The 14906-nt window shown below is 69.4% G+C and carries 14 protein-coding genes and 1 pseudogene; 9 read left to right on the top strand and 6 right to left on the bottom strand.

The genetic code is table 11. The annotated features are described in order from the left end of the window. The first annotated feature begins 395 nt into the window (after positions 1-395). Positions 396-1871, top strand: a complete 1476-nt coding sequence (locus QZ433_RS07405) for a sugar transferase (protein WP_295781373.1) — start codon at positions 396-398, stop codon at positions 1869-1871. Positions 1872-2055: 184 nt separating this feature from the next. Here the strand turns inward: QZ433_RS07405 and QZ433_RS07400 are convergent, their stop codons facing one another. Then, entirely contained in the window at positions 2056-3597 is a 1542-nt protein-coding gene (locus tag QZ433_RS07400; RefSeq protein WP_295781372.1) for a polysaccharide biosynthesis tyrosine autokinase, read from the bottom strand. A gap of 341 nt (positions 3598-3938) precedes the next feature. Between QZ433_RS07400 and QZ433_RS07395 the strand changes: the two genes are divergently transcribed. Beyond that, complete coding sequence (locus tag QZ433_RS07395; protein ID WP_295781369.1) at positions 3939-6398, top strand: LuxR C-terminal-related transcriptional regulator; 2460 nt, start codon at positions 3939-3941, stop codon at positions 6396-6398. A 219-nt stretch (positions 6399-6617) separates the two neighbouring features. On the opposite strand, the gene QZ433_RS07390 is transcribed toward QZ433_RS07395, so the two are convergent. Then, a complete protein-coding gene (locus QZ433_RS07390; RefSeq protein ID WP_295781367.1) occupies positions 6618-7316 on the bottom strand; it encodes a DUF998 domain-containing protein in 699 nt (232 codons plus the stop codon). Between the two features lie 600 nt (positions 7317-7916). Between QZ433_RS07390 and QZ433_RS07385 the strand changes: the two genes are divergently transcribed. Both QZ433_RS07385 and QZ433_RS07380 read left to right on the top strand, forming a co-directional pair. Then, positions 7917-9359, top strand: a complete 1443-nt coding sequence (locus tag QZ433_RS07385; RefSeq protein WP_295781364.1) for a cell division initiation protein — start codon at positions 7917-7919, stop codon at positions 9357-9359. Between the two features lie 9 nt (positions 9360-9368). Next, entirely contained in the window at positions 9369-10307 is a 939-nt protein-coding gene (locus QZ433_RS07380) for an aldo/keto reductase (protein ID WP_295781363.1), read from the top strand. Between the two features lie 7 nt (positions 10308-10314). On the opposite strand, the gene QZ433_RS07375 is transcribed toward QZ433_RS07380, so the two are convergent. Next, positions 10315-10647: a hypothetical protein gene (locus tag QZ433_RS07375; RefSeq protein ID WP_295781361.1), complete on the bottom strand. Its 333-nt coding sequence runs from the start codon at positions 10645-10647 to the stop codon at positions 10315-10317. A 126-nt stretch (positions 10648-10773) separates the two neighbouring features. On the opposite strand from QZ433_RS07375, the gene QZ433_RS07370 reads away from it, so the two are divergent. Beyond that, on the top strand, positions 10774-11004 hold the full coding sequence (locus tag QZ433_RS07370; protein ID WP_295781358.1) for a hypothetical protein: 231 nt from the start codon (positions 10774-10776) through the stop codon (positions 11002-11004). 63 nt (positions 11005-11067) lie between these two features. Here QZ433_RS07370 and QZ433_RS07365 read toward each other — a convergent pair whose 3' ends face one another. Continuing rightward, positions 11068-11439, bottom strand: a complete 372-nt coding sequence (locus QZ433_RS07365; protein ID WP_295781356.1) for a hypothetical protein — start codon at positions 11437-11439, stop codon at positions 11068-11070. An 81-nt stretch (positions 11440-11520) separates the two neighbouring features. On the opposite strand from QZ433_RS07365, the gene QZ433_RS07360 reads away from it, so the two are divergent. After that, positions 11521-12102 carry a MarR family transcriptional regulator gene (locus QZ433_RS07360; protein ID WP_295781354.1) on the top strand — a complete coding sequence of 194 codons (582 nt, stop codon included), beginning with the start codon at positions 11521-11523 and terminating at the stop codon, positions 12100-12102. Continuing rightward, positions 12099-12890 (top strand): transglutaminase family protein, encoded by a 792-nt coding sequence (locus tag QZ433_RS07355; protein WP_295781352.1) that lies wholly within the window; start codon positions 12099-12101, stop codon positions 12888-12890. Before QZ433_RS07360 ends, QZ433_RS07355 begins: the two co-directional genes overlap by 4 nt. A 21-nt stretch (positions 12891-12911) precedes the next feature. Here the strand turns inward: QZ433_RS07355 and QZ433_RS07350 are convergent, their stop codons facing one another. Further along, positions 12912-13604, bottom strand: coding sequence for an alpha/beta hydrolase (locus QZ433_RS07350; protein ID WP_295781350.1), 693 nt, complete (start codon positions 13602-13604; stop codon positions 12912-12914). 119 nt (positions 13605-13723) lie between these two features. On the opposite strand from QZ433_RS07350, the gene QZ433_RS07345 reads away from it, so the two are divergent. Continuing rightward, the gene (locus tag QZ433_RS07345) at positions 13724-13972 is read left to right on the top strand and encodes a hypothetical protein (protein ID WP_295781347.1); all 249 of its coding nucleotides are present in this window, start codon (positions 13724-13726) and stop codon (positions 13970-13972) included. Positions 13973-14151: 179 nt separating this feature from the next. Here QZ433_RS07345 and QZ433_RS07340 read toward each other — a convergent pair whose 3' ends face one another. After that, complete coding sequence (locus QZ433_RS07340) at positions 14152-14337, bottom strand: hypothetical protein (protein ID WP_295781346.1); 186 nt, start codon at positions 14335-14337, stop codon at positions 14152-14154. Between the two features lie 298 nt (positions 14338-14635). Between QZ433_RS07340 and QZ433_RS07335 the strand changes: the two are divergent. Then, a pseudogene (locus tag QZ433_RS07335) lies at positions 14636-14906 on the top strand (TerC family protein); the annotation flags it as partial.

Genomic DNA, 14906 nt, shown 5'->3' with positions numbered 1-14906 from the left:
CCAGGGATCGGGCGCATCGGTCATGCTTCCAGCCTGCGCGATCGACCATTCTCACATGAACATGTAAACATTCCCCACCCCCGTTCTCCCGAGACGCGGAGCGCCGTCGTGGGCGTGGTGAAGACCTGCGCGAGACGGGTGAGCTGTAAGGCGAGAAGCCGTCCGGGCCCGCACCGAGCTTCCGCACGGACCGGCCTTTGCGGCGATGCACACGCGCGGCGCCTCTGCCGCGAACGCGCGGTCACGAATTCTCCTCGAGATTCTCACCCGCTCCCGCTTACGCGAGGACCGCGGGGCGTTCTCGTCGGTCGGTGCAAGAGTCATCGCGCTCAGCGGCATCCCCTGCGGGCGCCGGACGGCGAAACCGTCCTCGGACGGTGAGAGGCAGGCGATCCGTGAAGACATCCGTTTCGTACCAGGACTCACCCGGACTCTCGTCCGGCTCGACCACCGACGGTCTCGCGAGACGGGTTCCCTGGCAACGTCGATACGCGAGATGGGTCCTCGTCGCCGACCTCGTCGTGATCGTCGTCGTCGTCTTCGCGACCCAGATGCTGTGGTTGGGCCCGCGGATCGTCGGCGTGACCTCGTCGACGCTCGACTACCCCACCGTCTCGTTGCTCATCAGCGCGGCCTGGATGCTGTCGCTCGCGCTCAGCGGGTCGCGGCAGGAACGGGTCATCGCCTATGGGGTGGCCGAGTACCGATTGGTGGTCGCCGCCTCGGTGCAGGTCTTCGGCATCGTCGCGATCGCTGCCTACCTGACGACCGCCGAGCTCTCGCGCGGATACTTCCTCCTCAGCCTTCCCGTGGGCTGTCTCGCCCTGGTCGGCGGACGCGCGCTCTGCCGACGCCTGTTGGCCCGCCGGCGCCGCTCCGGAGAGATGGGCACGCACGTGGTGCTGATCGGAAGCCCGGAGGAGAACGCTCGAGTCTCGGCGGAACTCGAGAGACAGCCTTCCGCGGGCCTGCGCGTCATCGGTGTTCACAGCCTGGATCCCGAGGCGGGATCGGCGCGGTGGTCGGAAGAGCAGTCCGCTCTCCTCCGGCGCAGGCTGGACGATCTCGATGCCGACGGGGTGCTCGTCTCGGGGAGCAACGCGCTCGACGCTCATGACATCCGACGTATCGGATGGAGCCTGGACCCCGGCAGACGTCAGCTCATCGTCGCGATGAACCTGACCGATGTGGCCGGGCCGCGGCTGCACACCAGACCGGTGGCGGGGCTGCCGTTGGTCCATGTGGAGACCCCGCGCTACTCGCGCGGGCAGCAGCTGTCGAAGCGAGCGTTCGACCTCGTCGGGGCGACCGCGCTCGTGCTGACGCTGTCACCCCTCTTCGCCGTCGTGGCCCTGCTGGTGCGCGCGTCGGGCCCGGGTCCGATCCTCTACCGTCAGGAACGCGTGGGACAGGGCGGCGCCCCGTTCGGCATGCTGAAGTTCCGTTCGATGGTCGACGGGGCGGACCGCGCGCTCGAGGAGCTTCTCCGCGCTCAGGGGCGCTCCGACTCCCCCCTCTTCAAAGTCGAGAACGACCCCCGGATCACCCCGGTGGGTCGCTTGCTGCGACGCTATTCGCTCGACGAACTCCCCCAGCTCTTCAACGTGATCGCCGGACAGATGAGCCTCGTCGGCCCACGGCCGCAGCGCGACGCCGAGGTCGCGTTCTACGACGACGAGGCACGCCGCCGCCTCATCGTGCGCCCCGGCATGAGTGGGCTGTGGCAGGTCAGCGGACGGTCTTCGCTCGCGTGGGAGGACGCGATCCGGCTCGACCTGTTCTACGTCGAGAACTGGTCCATGGTGGGAGACATCGCGATCCTGGCGAGAACCTTCCGGGCGGTGTTCACGCCCGGCGACACCGCGCACTGACGGCCCGTTCGCCTGTGCCCTCGTTCGTCCCCGACCCGGGGACGTCGCCCGGTCGACGCCCGCGCCGGGACGGGAGGCGCGGCGACCGGAGTCTTCGCTCATCCTTCGCACGGGGCGAGCCGGTGGCGACCCCGATCGATCGCCACCGGCTCGCCCCGGGAACCTCATCGCTTCATCCGGCCCCTCACCCGAGGCCGCGCAGAAACTCCCCCGACGCCACCGACTCCGGATCGTCTTCCGCCTGGGACCGCCGACGCGGCCCTGCGCCCTCCGAGGGGCTCTTCACCTCGGAGCCGCGAACGGCACGGCGGGCGGAACGCTTGTCCGATGCCCCCTTCTTGTCGTCGGACTCGCCGTATCCGTAGTAGCCGCCGTAGCCGGCCCCGTAATACGAGGAGTCCGGTCCGCGAAGAGGAACCCGGTTGAGCACGATTCCCAGAAGTCTCCCGCGGGTCTTGGCGATGTTGTCCATGGCACGGGTCAGCATGTCGTCCGTCGTCCGTCCGGCCGTCACCACCAGCACCGCTCCATCCGCCCAGCTCGCGATCACGGCGGCATCCGCGACGGCCAGGGTCGGGGGCGAGTCCACGATCACCACCATGTCCTCGGCCAGCTTTCGCGCGAGATTCTGCATGCGCTGAGAACCGACCATCTCGCTGGGGTTGGGGGGCGTGCGGCCGGCGGCGACGACGAAGAGTCTTCCGTGCTCGTCGACCTGGTGGGCCACCTGATCGATCTGGGCGCGGGACGCGAGGACGTCCGAGAGCCCGACGTCGTCGGAGAACCCGAAGACCCCGCCCATGACCGGGCGCCGCAGATCGGCGTCGATGAGGATGACGGACTGCCCGGTCGCCGCGATGCTGACGGCCAGGTTCGCCGCCGTCGTCGACTTGCCGTCGCCCGGGAGAGGGCTGGTCACGACGATCACGCGCGGGGGGTGGTCGACGTCGACGTACTGCAGATTCGTGCGCAGCTCCCGGATCGCCTCTTTGTGAGCGAAGGAGCCTCGCCCGTCGCGAATGTCCGTGAAGGAGAACACCGCTCGCCCGTTCGCGAGCTCCTTGTCGACCGGCAGGATGCCGACCACCGAGGCGTCCACCGTGTCCGTGATGTCCCGGACCGTCCGGACCCGGCGGTCGAACGTGCGCCTCACCAGCGCGAAGACGACACCCAGGACGCCCCCGGCGATGAGGCCGACGGCCACGTCGACTTTGACGTTCGGGGACGAGGGAGCGGTCGGCAGACGGGCCGAGTCGCCGGCGATCAACCGCACCGCACCGTGACCCGTGCCACCGGACTCGAGGTCGTCGACCTGGGCCGTCATCCCCCGGATCCAGGCCTCGGCGAGGTCGCGTGCCGCCTCGGGCGTCGGGCCGGTGGCGTCCACGCGGACGTTGACGGTGTCGACCGGGTTCGAGACGCGGATGCGTTGAACGAGCGATTCCGGGCTGTCGTCGATTCCCAGATCCTGTCGCGCCGCCTCCGCGACGCTGCGCCAATAGCCCATGTCGACGAAGGACTTGACCTTCGACAGAGCCAGCTGATCGCCCGCCAGGGCCGCTCCGGTCGATCCGTCCGACGACACGGTCGCGACGTATCCGCTTGCGTCGGCCGTGTAGACCTTGGGCTGCAGCGCGCTCCATCCCATACCGGCCAACGCTCCCAACGCGAGCAGGGCCCCGATCGTCTTCCAATACGCGCGCAAGATGCGCGCCACTCGTTGCATGTCCACTCGGTCTCCGCCTTTCGCACCACGACGAGAGCATCGTCGAAGTCGCAGGCAGCCTAGGCCTGGATCCGGGAGGCCCCGATCGACGACCGACACCCTGAAGGGGGACGAAAAGCAGAGGACGGGGTCCGCGCCACGTCGGAGGGTGATGAAAAGGGTGATGCCGAAGAGGGTGATGAGGGGATGACGTGGGGGATGAAACAGACGAATTTGGTCCGTCGGCGCCCGGCGTCACCCCCAGGATCGTTCCAACGCGGCCGCTCGCTCGTCGCGTCGATGGGACTCCTCACCCGAAGAGAGCCGCCGTCCTAGACCTGGAGGTATAGATGCTGATCGACGTGGATTCCGTCCCCCCTGGCGTCCGAACGGCTCGCCGTGCGAGCCGTTTCTGGGCGTCGCGTCCGGCGACCCTCGCTCGACTGCGCGAAGCGCTCTCCGGCGACGTCGTCCTCGTCCGCGGCCCGGGCGGAGTCGGAAAGAGCTCGATCCTGCGCCAGTTCGCCGCCGCCCTCGACGACGACGAGCAGCTCGGTGTCCAGTTGATCGACGGCGCCTCGTCCGACACGGGGACGGCGCAGCGCATCGTCGAGGCCTTCGCCACCGGCCCCTCCGCACACGTCCTCCTCGTCGACAACCACGTCGAGGGCTCCGGGCTCTCCACCGAACAGCTCCTGCACCTCTTGCGCACGGACCCCGATCTGCGCATCGTCGTCGCGACCCGGCACGCGACGGGTCTCGAGAGCCCGCTCATCGCTTTGGAATTCGACGTCCACGTCCTCCCCGCCGAAGCCCTGCTCATGACGCGTGACGAGGTCGCCGAGGTGCTCGAGCTGAACAGCGTGGTGACCACCGACCTGGCCGTGGACGACCTCACCGCGCGGATCCACGGTTGGCCGGCCCTCGCCCAGTTGGCCGCCTCGCGACTGCGACTCGAGGGGCTCTCGCTCCGAACCCGCGGCGAGTCCGCCGCCGTCGCCGAGTACGCCGCGACAGCGCTCACGACGGATTTCGAGCATCGGCTCCGGATCCCCGTGACCGACGACATCCGTCTGCTCGCCGTGGCTCCCTATGTGACCTCCGAGATCGCGGACGCCCTGGGCGTCGACCCGTCTATCGGTACGACAGACGAGCTGCTCGCCCGGTTGCAGGACGCCGGTCTCGCGTGGCCGAGCTCCACCCGGTTGACGTTGGCCGAGCCCGTTCGCGAGAGGTGGCTGCGAGACATCACCGCCCGGGCCCCCGAGCGGGTGACCGACTCTCGCCTCCACCTGTTGGATCACCTGGTCGACGCCGGCGAACCACTCCTCGCGGCGCAACTGGCGGCGGCCGCGCATCAGTGGGACACGCTCGCGACCATCCTCCGCTCATCGGGACCTGAGATCTGGGCGCGAGACGCCGAGTGCCTCCCCGCCCTCCTCGACGACCTCGTGTCCCGCGCACCGTCGACGCCGTGGGCGGTGGATGCTCTCCTCGCCCTCGACCCGCGCACTGCCGCCTCCCCCGAAACCCCCGCCCTCGCCGTCGCCGGTCTCTCCCAGCTACCGGATGCCAGAACCCCGGCGGGGGCGAGCGTCGAGGCCCTGACGCTTCGCGTCAATCTCCTGCGCGCCGCGGGCAGGTTCGCCCTGTCGACCGAATCCGCCGCCACGCTCGGCGACGCGCTCCGTCAGGCACGGGGCCTGAACGCCGAAGCCGCGTCGGAGGGGTGGTATCAGGTCGGCATGACGGCGTTCGCGATGGGCAAGCTGCGCGACGCGAGGATCGCGTTGACGCAGTCGGAGCGGACGGCACCTCCCGCGCGGCGTCTCCGCGCCCGTGGCGCCATCGCGGTTCTGGAGCTGCTCGAGGGCGATGTCGCCGGAGCGCGCGCTCTCGTGCAGGCCGATACCGATGAGACGTGGAAGTCCTCGCCCTGGGGTGAGGGGCTCCGCCTCGCGGAGGCGTGGCTCCGGCTCGAAGAAGGCGATGCCGCCGAGGCGCGCGCCCTGCTGGATGACCTGCCCGCGACCGCCGGCGCGCGCGAACTGTGGCCGTACGCGGCATCCGTCCATGCCCTCTCGTTCCTGCTGTCGGGTGCCGCCTCCGACGCACTCGGGCTGTTGCGGGTCTGGAATGCCCGGACCAGGAGCACGCCTCCCTCGCACTTCCAGTCCATCCACCTGCTCACCGCGCGCGCCAAGGTCCTCATCGCGCTCCGCCAGGCCCGCAAAGCGATGTCGCTCTTCGAGGGGCCCTACGCACTCTCGGCTGCCACGGCTCCGGCCATCGCGTTGTCGAACCTCTACGCGGGCCGCACCCACGAGTCGTTCGTGATGAGCGTCAAGTGGGGGCTGCATCACGAGCCCTCGCCGCGCGCGGCGCTGGAGAGTCTCGTGGTGAGCATCGTCGCCGACGTGCGTTTGAACGGGGCTTCCGCCCACCGGACGACCGCGCAGCGCGCCGAAGCACTGAGCGCCCGACACGACCTGTGGAGTCCGTGGAGCGCGGTCGCCCCCGAAGACCGGGCGATGGTCCTCAAGATGCTGTCTCCGGAGACACGGGAGCGTCTCACCGCACGGCGGTCGTTCTTCGCGTCATCCGTCAGCGTCCCGCACCTGACCAAGCGCGAGCAGGTGGTTCTGGCGCAGCTGACTCCGACATCGACGATCTCGGACATCGCCCGCGCCCTGGTGGTGTCGCCGAACACGGTCAAGACACAGCTGCAGGGGCTCTACCGCAAGCTCGAGGTCTCCGATCGGTCCAGCGCGATCCGCGCCGCCCACGCGTGGGGACTCATCGAGAACGATTCGGAGATGTGACGTCGCGCCGGCGCCGGCGCCGCCGCGCCCTGCCGACCATCGCGCGTGAAGCGAGGAGCAGAACAAGAACGACGACGACTCCTGGCAGGGAAAGGGGGACTCCGGCGCCACGGAGGACCGCGAGGATGACGACGAGCGATGCGAGCGACACGAGCCACGACAGGAGCGGTCGCAGACGGCGCAGGGCGTGGATGCATCGCAGACGCCTCGACGGTGCCGTCACCGGGCGGCCCCCTCGACGGATCCGGCCCGGTCCACCTCGGGGAGCGCGTCCACAGAAACCTGCAGGCCGAAGACGCCGAACCAGGTGATGGCGAGCGTCGCTGCCGTGAACTCGAGATTCCCGCCGAGGACGGTGTCCCCCCGGAACAGCGCGATCATGGCGCCCGTGAACGAGGTGATCCCGACCGCGGCGAGAGTCAGGATACTCGCGGCCCGCATCCACGGGCGTCGACGCACGATCGCCGTCTGCGCCATCGCCACGATCGCGAGAGCGAAACCGAGGACGGCGAAGGTGATGTGGACGAGGTCCTGCGGGAGCGATCCAGCGGTGAAGGGGACGGGGCACCCCGGCGAGCATGTGACGACCGAGGCGAAGCCGAAGCACAGACCGCACAGCAGCAGTGTCGTCGCGATCGGCCAGCCCGCGATGTAATGGGCCCGTCGAGCGAGCAATGCGCGGTCTACCAGCACCGCGGCGATCGCCAGCAGCAGAAGAGCGAGGTTGAACACCGGCGCCGTCGGCATGCCCGTCGCCCCGAGCTGACTGACGTAGTGCACGCTCGGTGCCCACGTGCGGCAGACCCAGATCAGTGCGGCACTGACGAAGGCGCATCCCGCGCCGAGGCCGGCGAGGCGACGTGAGTACGACGCTTTCGGGCGCACCGCGCCCAGGAATCCCTCGAGGGTCTTCGACATCGGCTCCTCCTGGGTCGCGCTCGGCAACATTACCGCCTCGTTCATCGGTCGCCGGGCGAGCTGGTGATCTGACGAGGCTGAGGGGTGAATTCGCGCCGCTGCAGGCGATCTCGCACCTCCGCACAGGTGAAGCTGATCCCGCGGGCAGGGCGGAAGCGTCGCACGCGAGCCGGGGGGCCGCACCGCTTGATGCTCTCGCCCTGCCCGCACCCGAGTCGGTCGACCGGGCGAGACGCGCTTCCGCCGGAGGTCCTCGCATCGATGCCGGCCCCGGCGTCTCCGAGACCCTCGTGCTCCTCGCATCGTTCGTTTGGGTTCACGGCACACGGACGGGCGAATCGCAGGGTGAGAAATGACCCCCTTTCCCCGTCTGCCCCCGAGGGGTGTGCCAGCCTCGAATCGAGCGGTCGTCGTGCGGCTCTCCCCCAAGATCCCACTCTCCCAGCACGACTGCTCTCCCCCGATGCGCGGTCTCGCAGACCCTGTACCCCGCCTGCGAGACCGCGCATCTCTCTTCATCCATCTCGGCCTGACGGCGTCACGCGGCACAGCCCGCCCGACGTATCTCAGACGACCGGGGCGACCGATCCAGGAGGAACCGTGACCGAGAGAGACCGTCGTAGTCGAGCCGACACGACCATCGATCCGGCTCCCACGGTGCCCCCGCCGCCCGCCGGGGAGTCTCCTCTCGACGCTCTCCTGGGGGCTGCGGCCTCCACCACGGATGCGCCCCCCGTGTTTCCGGTCGGCTTCCGCGGCTACGACCGCGACGCGGTCGACGAAGCCATCCGAGCCCTCGGCGAACGCGTGCGCCACCTCACGGCGGAGGCGCACGAGCAACGCGAGCGCCTCGACGCGACGATGACCCGGGGGCAGGCCGATTTCGAACGCCGCACCGCCGAGATCACCCGGGAATACACCGACGAGATCGCGGCGCTGAACGAGCAGCTGCGCGCGGCATCAGCGCGGGTCGCCGACGCCGAGACCCGGGTCTCAGCCCTCTCCGAGCGTTTCGTCGCCCAGGGCGGCGCCGACGCGGATCCCGCGCAGGAACGGCAGCAGTTCGAGGCCATCCTGCGTGTCGCCGAGGAGCAGGCATCGGTACTCGTGCAGAACGCGGTCGCGCAGGCCGACCGTCTGCTCGTCGGGGCCCAGGACGAGGCGGCGACCCTGCGCGAGGAGGCTCTCGCGGAGCAGGCCCGCCTGCGGGCCGAGGCGCAGCACGACGCCGATCAGGTGCGCCTCCGCATCGAGACCGAAGCGACCGCTCACGAAGCGCGTCTCGAGCGCGAGCGCGCCCATGCGGCCGAGAAAGTGGCCCAGGCCGAACGCGAAGCGACCGCGATCCGCACGGAGGCCGAGAAGGGAGCGGCCGCCCTGCGGAGCCTCGTCTCCCGCGAGACGAGCGACCTGCGCGCCAAGGCCGAATCCGACGTCCGCGAGATGACCGCTCGGGTGCTCGAATTCGAGGAGTCGCTCACCCGTCGCCAGGACGAGGCCCAACAGGAGTTCCTCGTCCTGCACGATCAGGCCGTCGCGCACGCTGAACGCATCACATCCGATGCGAGCGACCAGGTCGCGTCGGCTCTCGACCACGCGCGGCGCATCGGCGCACGGGCCGACGACTTCGAGCGGTTGTCCCGCGCTCAGGCCCAGCAGATCGAAGCCGAGGCGCACGTCCGGGCTCGGGCCCAGCTCGACACGGCGCGCGATCGAGCCGGCCGCATCGCCGACCGCATCACGGAGCACGCCACGGGGGCCCTGCGGGATGCGGAGGACCGGGCTCGAGACCTGCGATGGCAGCAGCAGCAGCTCGTCAGCTTCATGGCCGAACTGAGCGAGCTCCTCCGCGTCGTTCCCCGCGACCAGGACGACAGCGCTTTCCTCGGTGCTCCCCCGGAGCCTGCTTTCGCGCCCGACGGCACGGCCTCATCGCCCGTCGGAGCCGAGTCCCTCCCTTCGCCGGATGCCGTGGGGGACCAGGGCGGACAAGCGGAGGGTGCCGGCGATCCGGAACAGACGGCAGCGCCCTCGGCGGACTAGCGTCGAGGGATGCGTACCATCCCCCTGGGCCCCCGTGGAGTACCCGTTCCCGCCATCGTCGCCGGAATGATGCGAATCGACGGAAAGACCGACGACGAGGTCCGAGCCCTCTACTCCGCGTCTCGCGAGGCGGGGATCGACTTCTTCGACCATGCCGACATCTACGCGCAGTCTCTCCACTCGGCAGAGACGCGATTCGCCGAGGCGCTCCGCCTCCGTCCTTCCGAGCGCGCCGAGATCCGTTTGCAGACCAAGGCCGGCATCGTTCCGGAGGGGCCCTCCTTCGACTTCTCTTACGAGCACCTCGTCACCTCCGTCGAAGCGTCCCTGCGCGCCTTGCGGACCGACTATGTCGACGTCCTGCTCCTTCACCGACCCGACGCTCTGGTCGAACCCGACGAGGTGGCGCGGGCTTTCGACCACCTCGAGTCCACCGGAAAGGTACGAGCCTTCGGCGTGTCGAATCACACGCCGCGACAGATCGACCTGTTGCGAACGGCGGTCCGACAACCCCTCGTCGCGAACCAGGTCCAGCTCTCGATCGCCCACGCTCCGATCCTGGTCCAGGGACTCACGGCGAACATGGAGGGGACCGAGCAGTCGACCGTCCGTGACGGCGGAGGCCTCGTCGAGTATTGCCGGATCGAGGGGATCACTCTCCAAGCCTGGTCGCCGCTGCAGGGAACGCGGGCCGGAGGAGGCGTCTTCCTCGGCCACCCCGCCTACGCCGAGCTCAATGCCGTGATCGACGATCTGGCGGCGCGCTACGACGTCGCCCCGGTGGCCATCGCGGTCGCGTGGATCACGCGGCATCCGGCCGGCATCCAGGTCGTCCTCGGTACGACCGATTCGCGGCGCATCGCCGACGCCGCCGCGGGGGCGGACATCGTCCTGACACGCGCGGAGTGGTACGCCCTCGTTCGCGCGGCGAGCTATCGCGTGCCGTGATTCCGACTCAGTCTCCCCGCCGGCCACGACGACCGCGGGCGATCACGACGATCGCGCCCACCACGACGACAACGGCAGCGAGCAGGGGAACGATCACGAAGGCGAGGCGACCGGCCTCCGCTTCGGGATCCGGATCGGATTGGGCGGGTCCGTCGTCGACGACACCGGCAGACGGAAGCAGAAGGGCAGGCGCGGACGGCGATCGACCCGCCTCCGAGACGGCCCACGCGGCCACTCGCGGCATGGCTTCTGCTCCCTCTGTGGCGGGAACGAGGGCGGGGACCGCGGCGGGGGCGGCGATGAGGGTGGCCAGGACCACCGCGGTGAGAGGAGAACGCAAAGGGATGCCTTTCGTCGGTCCGGCAACCGTAATCACGACGGATCTCTCGTGAGACGCACTGGACGCGTCGGCTCCGGGGCGCTACGGCTCGAGCACTATGCTGGCCACCTACCCCTGGGGAGGAACGTGACGACGAATCGGCCGACGAGGTTCCCCGTCGGCGCGATCTCGAGTGCGGTGGCGGCTCTGGTCTGCGCGGTCCCGACGCTCGTCTTTCCCGCGGACTCCCCCATCGGGCCCAAGCTCGTCCTCGCGGTCATCGCGGCGATCTTGTTCGGCGTCGCCGTCATCCTCGTCCGACGTGAGGGCCGGACGTCGACACGTCACGACGGATCGGACGATCCGACCGAGTCGTGACGTTCCGCGGAGCCTCGGCGACAGCGGACGCCTTCTTCCGAGGTCCCGGTCGCGGACGACCCCTCAGGCAGCGCGGACGAGCGGCCGCGTGCGCTCGGTGGCGACGGGGCGAGAAGGGGTCTTCACCGCGGCGGGTTCGCCGAGGTCGATGTCCAGACTCAGCCCGCGCGAGGAGTTGGCGTCGTTCGCCATGCGCTTGAGCAGGTTCTGATCGAGTGCCTCCGGCTGCTCCGAGTCGAAGACGAAGCGCAGCGGGATCGACGGCTGGAGCCAGATCGTCGAACGACCGACGGGTTCGCCTGCGCCATGGACCCACGAGAGCGTGAAGCTCTCCCCGCGGCGCAGTTTGGTCGCGATGACCACCTTGACGTGTGCCAGCATGCGGTCGTCGATCGTGATCGGCTCGGTGGTCGTGCCGTAGAAAAGCTTCGCCATGGTGTACCCCTCTGCTGGTTGCTCGTCACCCAACTTACTAGTTAGGCTAGCGAATAGGCAAGCGAGTTATTAGGAGCACGGATGACCACCGGAAGCACCTCGCCCCCGTCCTACTGGTACAGCGAGAGCACCGAGGACGAACGGGGATCGCAGGTCATGGAGGCGATGCGTCTCTACCGCGCCGCGGAGATGACCATGCGTCGACAGACGCAGGCGTCGATGGCCATGGGAGAGAACGAGCTGCTGGTCCTGCGGTTCCTCACGCGCGAGAGCAACCGGCACCACGACGTCACCCCGATCGCCCTGGCCAGACACCTCGGGGTGTCGACCGCCTCGGTCACGGCACTGCTCGACAGGCTCGAACGCTCGGGGCACGTGAAGCGCAGCCCCCACCCTTCCGACCGTCGCAAGGTGGTGGTCGCTCTGACGCAGCGTGCCGACGACGAGATGCGCGAGACGCTGGCCGCGATGCACGCGCGCATGATGCAGGCCACCCGCGGGATGACCGAGAACGAGACGACGGCCGTGACGGCGTTCCTGGACCGGATGCGGTGTGCGGTGGCCGATACCTGCGCGCAACGCCGCGACGGGTGCTGCGGGGTGGCGAGCAACGCGGCGCCGCCTACAGCATCCGCTCCGCTCGCGCCGGGAGCTGCGGCATGAGGGCACGCGTCGCGGTCGATCTCGACCTACACGTCGAAGCGGCCGCCGACGTCGTGCTGTCCATCGCCCCACCCACCTCCTGGATCGAAGATGAGCGCCTCGACGTCGGGGCCGATCGACGATCGCTCGCTCCGCGCGTTCACCTGGATGCGCACGGCGGACGCCTGCACCGACTCGCCCTCCGGCCCGGGACCACGCGCGTCCGATATCACGCCGAGATCAGCGCTCCCCGCGTTCCCGGCCCTCTCGACGAGCTCGACCCCGTCCGCTACCTGCGTCCCAGCCGCTACGCCCCCTCGGACGCCCTCTCCGAGGCAGCCGCGCGGTTTGCGGACGCCTCCGCCCGCGACGCCGTCCGTCGCGTGGCGGACTGGGTTCACGAGAACCTCGACTATGTGCCCGGCTCGAGCGAGCCCACCGATTCCGCGATCGACACCATCCGGAAACGTGGAGGCGTGTGCCGCGACTATGCCCACGTGACCATTGCCCTTCTGCGTGCGAGCGGCGTACCGGCCCGGTTGGTCTCGGCCTACGCCCCGGGGCTGGATCCCATGGACTTCCACGCTGTGACTGAGGCGTTCGTCGAAGGCCGATGGGAGGTGGTCGATGCCACACGGCTCGCACCGCGACCGCATCTCGTCCGTATCGCCACCGGCCGCGACGCGGCCGACACCGCCTTCCTCACGACTCTGTCCGGCGCGGTCGAGATCGACCAGATGATGGTGACGGCGGTGGCATCCGGGGCTCTCGAACGGGACGACCACATCAGCAGGGTGCTCCTGCCCTGATCCCGAGCGGGCGGTGGCCGTTCAGCGCGCGAGGCGCGCGACCTCGGTCAGCACGCGCGGCGAGGCGAGCACGCGGAAATGCCCGCTCTCAGCCAGTCGGATGTTGCGCGCCCCCGCGAGCTCACTCCCCTCGGGGATGTGCGGATCGAACCAGCCGTAGATCGACACGATCCGCTCATTGACCTCGGCGGCCGACGAGAGCGCCCTCATGGTCGCGTCCGCGGCGGCGAACGCGCGGAGCGCGGGAGTCGGCATGACGCGGCTGTACCTCGAACCGCCGAACGGCGTCGCGACGGCGACCATGCCGCGGATGCGGGGGCCGATCTCGCCGAAAGCCATGAGGTGCTTGCCGATGAGCCCGCCCTTGCTGTGCGCGAGGAGGACGATGTCGTCGAGGCATCGGGCCTCGATGAGGGCGGCCACCCGGCTCGCCGACTCGACGACGGGGCGTCTGTTGCTGCCGAGTTCCGTCACCACGTGCACGGGGTGACCGAGTGCGTGCACCGCTCCGGCGAGCGGCTCCAGGAACCGCCACGTCTCGTAGATCCCCGGGATGAGGACGATCGGAGCCCCCACGCCTTCGGCGAGCGCCGTCGGGGTCGAACGACCGACGGCGGCCCGTGCCTGGCCGCGCACGGCGAATGCATAATCCCGCGCCCACCCGTCGAGGCGCCGCCGGAGGGGGCACGCGCGAGGCGTGGCATCCATCGACATGCCTTCATCCTCACCCCCGCGACCGCCGTGCGGCGGGGGTTGCGCGACGACCCGCCGCATACTCGTCAAGACGACGCAAGCCCGGCATCGTGATTTTCGCGCCGACCTATCGTGTCGGCATGAACATCTCGGACATCACCTGGAACGAGCCCGCCCGCCAGAAGATCCTCGACGATGCGGATCGCGTGCTGCGCGAGGCGGTCGTCGCGGTCGCACGCGGCGGCGAAGGGATCTCATCGGACGAGGCCTTCGCGCAGATCAACGGCCGCATCAAGGACCGCTTCATCGATTACGAACCGGGCCCCGACATCCGCACCTACGCCGATGCGATCGCCGCGGGGGAGATTCCGACCGACGACACACCGTAGAACGCGAGCAGATGCCTACGGATCTGCTGGCTTGCGCGCCCGCGTGAGCGGGCCCGGCGTACGCTGGCACCCTTCCGCTCCGGCATCGCCGGGTCGGACGGCGTCCCTCGGACGCTCCGCCGACTCCCGTCCGTCGAGCCAGTCCCCCACCTGACTCCGGACGGGAGTCGTCTTCGGACTCAGCGGTCTTCGCCGTACCCGCGGATGCTCCGCAGGTCGTCCTGCAGATCCTCTTTCGCGGCGTCGTCCTCGACAGCCGCATCGGCTGCACGCTGCTGCCGTGCGCCGTCCTTCTTCTCCTCAACACCGGCGTCCGTCGCGCCGTCCATCACGGGGGCGTCTTGGGTTTCTTCTCGATCGGTCATCGTCATCCTCCTGGGAATGGGCTGTTCCGGCATCCTCGCGAACGCCGCTGCGGGGGCGGCGGGGCTTGCGCGCGACGGCGCGGAGTGCTGACGGCGGCTACCACAGTCGCGCGAAAGATGTCCAGTCCGCGCTCTCCCAGGCGACTCCCGTAGAATCGATGCAGCAAGGGGAGTACTCCCGTCGCGACGATCTCGTCAATACGGTCCACGCCATCGTGGGCCCGGGACGTCGGCCCATCTCGTCGGGCGGAGGAGACCTTGGTGTCTTGTCGTACACCGATTTCCCTTGGAGGCCGCCGTGGGCGTCACCCCGCTCATCTGGATCATCACGATCGCCATCACGATCGCGTTCTTCGTCTTCGAATTCTTCGCGCACGTGCGCAAGCCGCATGAACCGACCATCGGCGAATCAGCGCGCTGGTCGGCCTTCTACATCGGCCTGGCGCTGCTGTTCGGCGTCGGCATCGGCGTCGTCTCGGGCTGGACGTTCGGCGGGGAGTATTTCGCCGGCTACCTGACCGAGAAGGCTCTGTCGATCGACAACCTCTTCGTCTTCCTCATCATCATGA

Origin of the sequence: uncultured Microbacterium sp., from assembly GCF_913776565.1 — a bacterium.
GTDB lineage: Bacteria > Actinomycetota > Actinomycetes > Actinomycetales > Microbacteriaceae > Microbacterium.
The sequence above is the reverse complement of the archived record's forward strand: the minus strand, read 5'-3'. Positions and strand labels throughout refer to the sequence as shown.

Coding starts and splice junctions, on each gene's coding strand:
- QZ433_RS07400 (WP_295781372.1), bottom strand. CDS start 3,597: ATGCAACGAGTGGCGCGCATCTTGCGCGCGTATTGGAAGACGATCGGG.
- QZ433_RS07390 (WP_295781367.1), bottom strand. CDS start 7,316: ATGTCGAAGACCCTCGAGGGATTCCTGGGCGCGGTGCGCCCGAAAGCG.
- QZ433_RS07380 (WP_295781363.1), top strand. CDS start 9,369: ATGCGTACCATCCCCCTGGGCCCCCGTGGAGTACCCGTTCCCGCCATC.
- QZ433_RS07365 (WP_295781356.1), bottom strand. CDS start 11,439: ATGGCGAAGCTTTTCTACGGCACGACCACCGAGCCGATCACGATCGAC.
- QZ433_RS07360 (WP_295781354.1), top strand. CDS start 11,521: ATGACCACCGGAAGCACCTCGCCCCCGTCCTACTGGTACAGCGAGAGC.
- QZ433_RS07355 (WP_295781352.1), top strand. CDS start 12,099: ATGAGGGCACGCGTCGCGGTCGATCTCGACCTACACGTCGAAGCGGCC.
- QZ433_RS07350 (WP_295781350.1), bottom strand. CDS start 13,604: ATGTCGATGGATGCCACGCCTCGCGCGTGCCCCCTCCGGCGGCGCCTC.
- QZ433_RS07345 (WP_295781347.1), top strand. CDS start 13,724: ATGAACATCTCGGACATCACCTGGAACGAGCCCGCCCGCCAGAAGATC.
- QZ433_RS07340 (WP_295781346.1), bottom strand. CDS start 14,337: ATGACCGATCGAGAAGAAACCCAAGACGCCCCCGTGATGGACGGCGCG.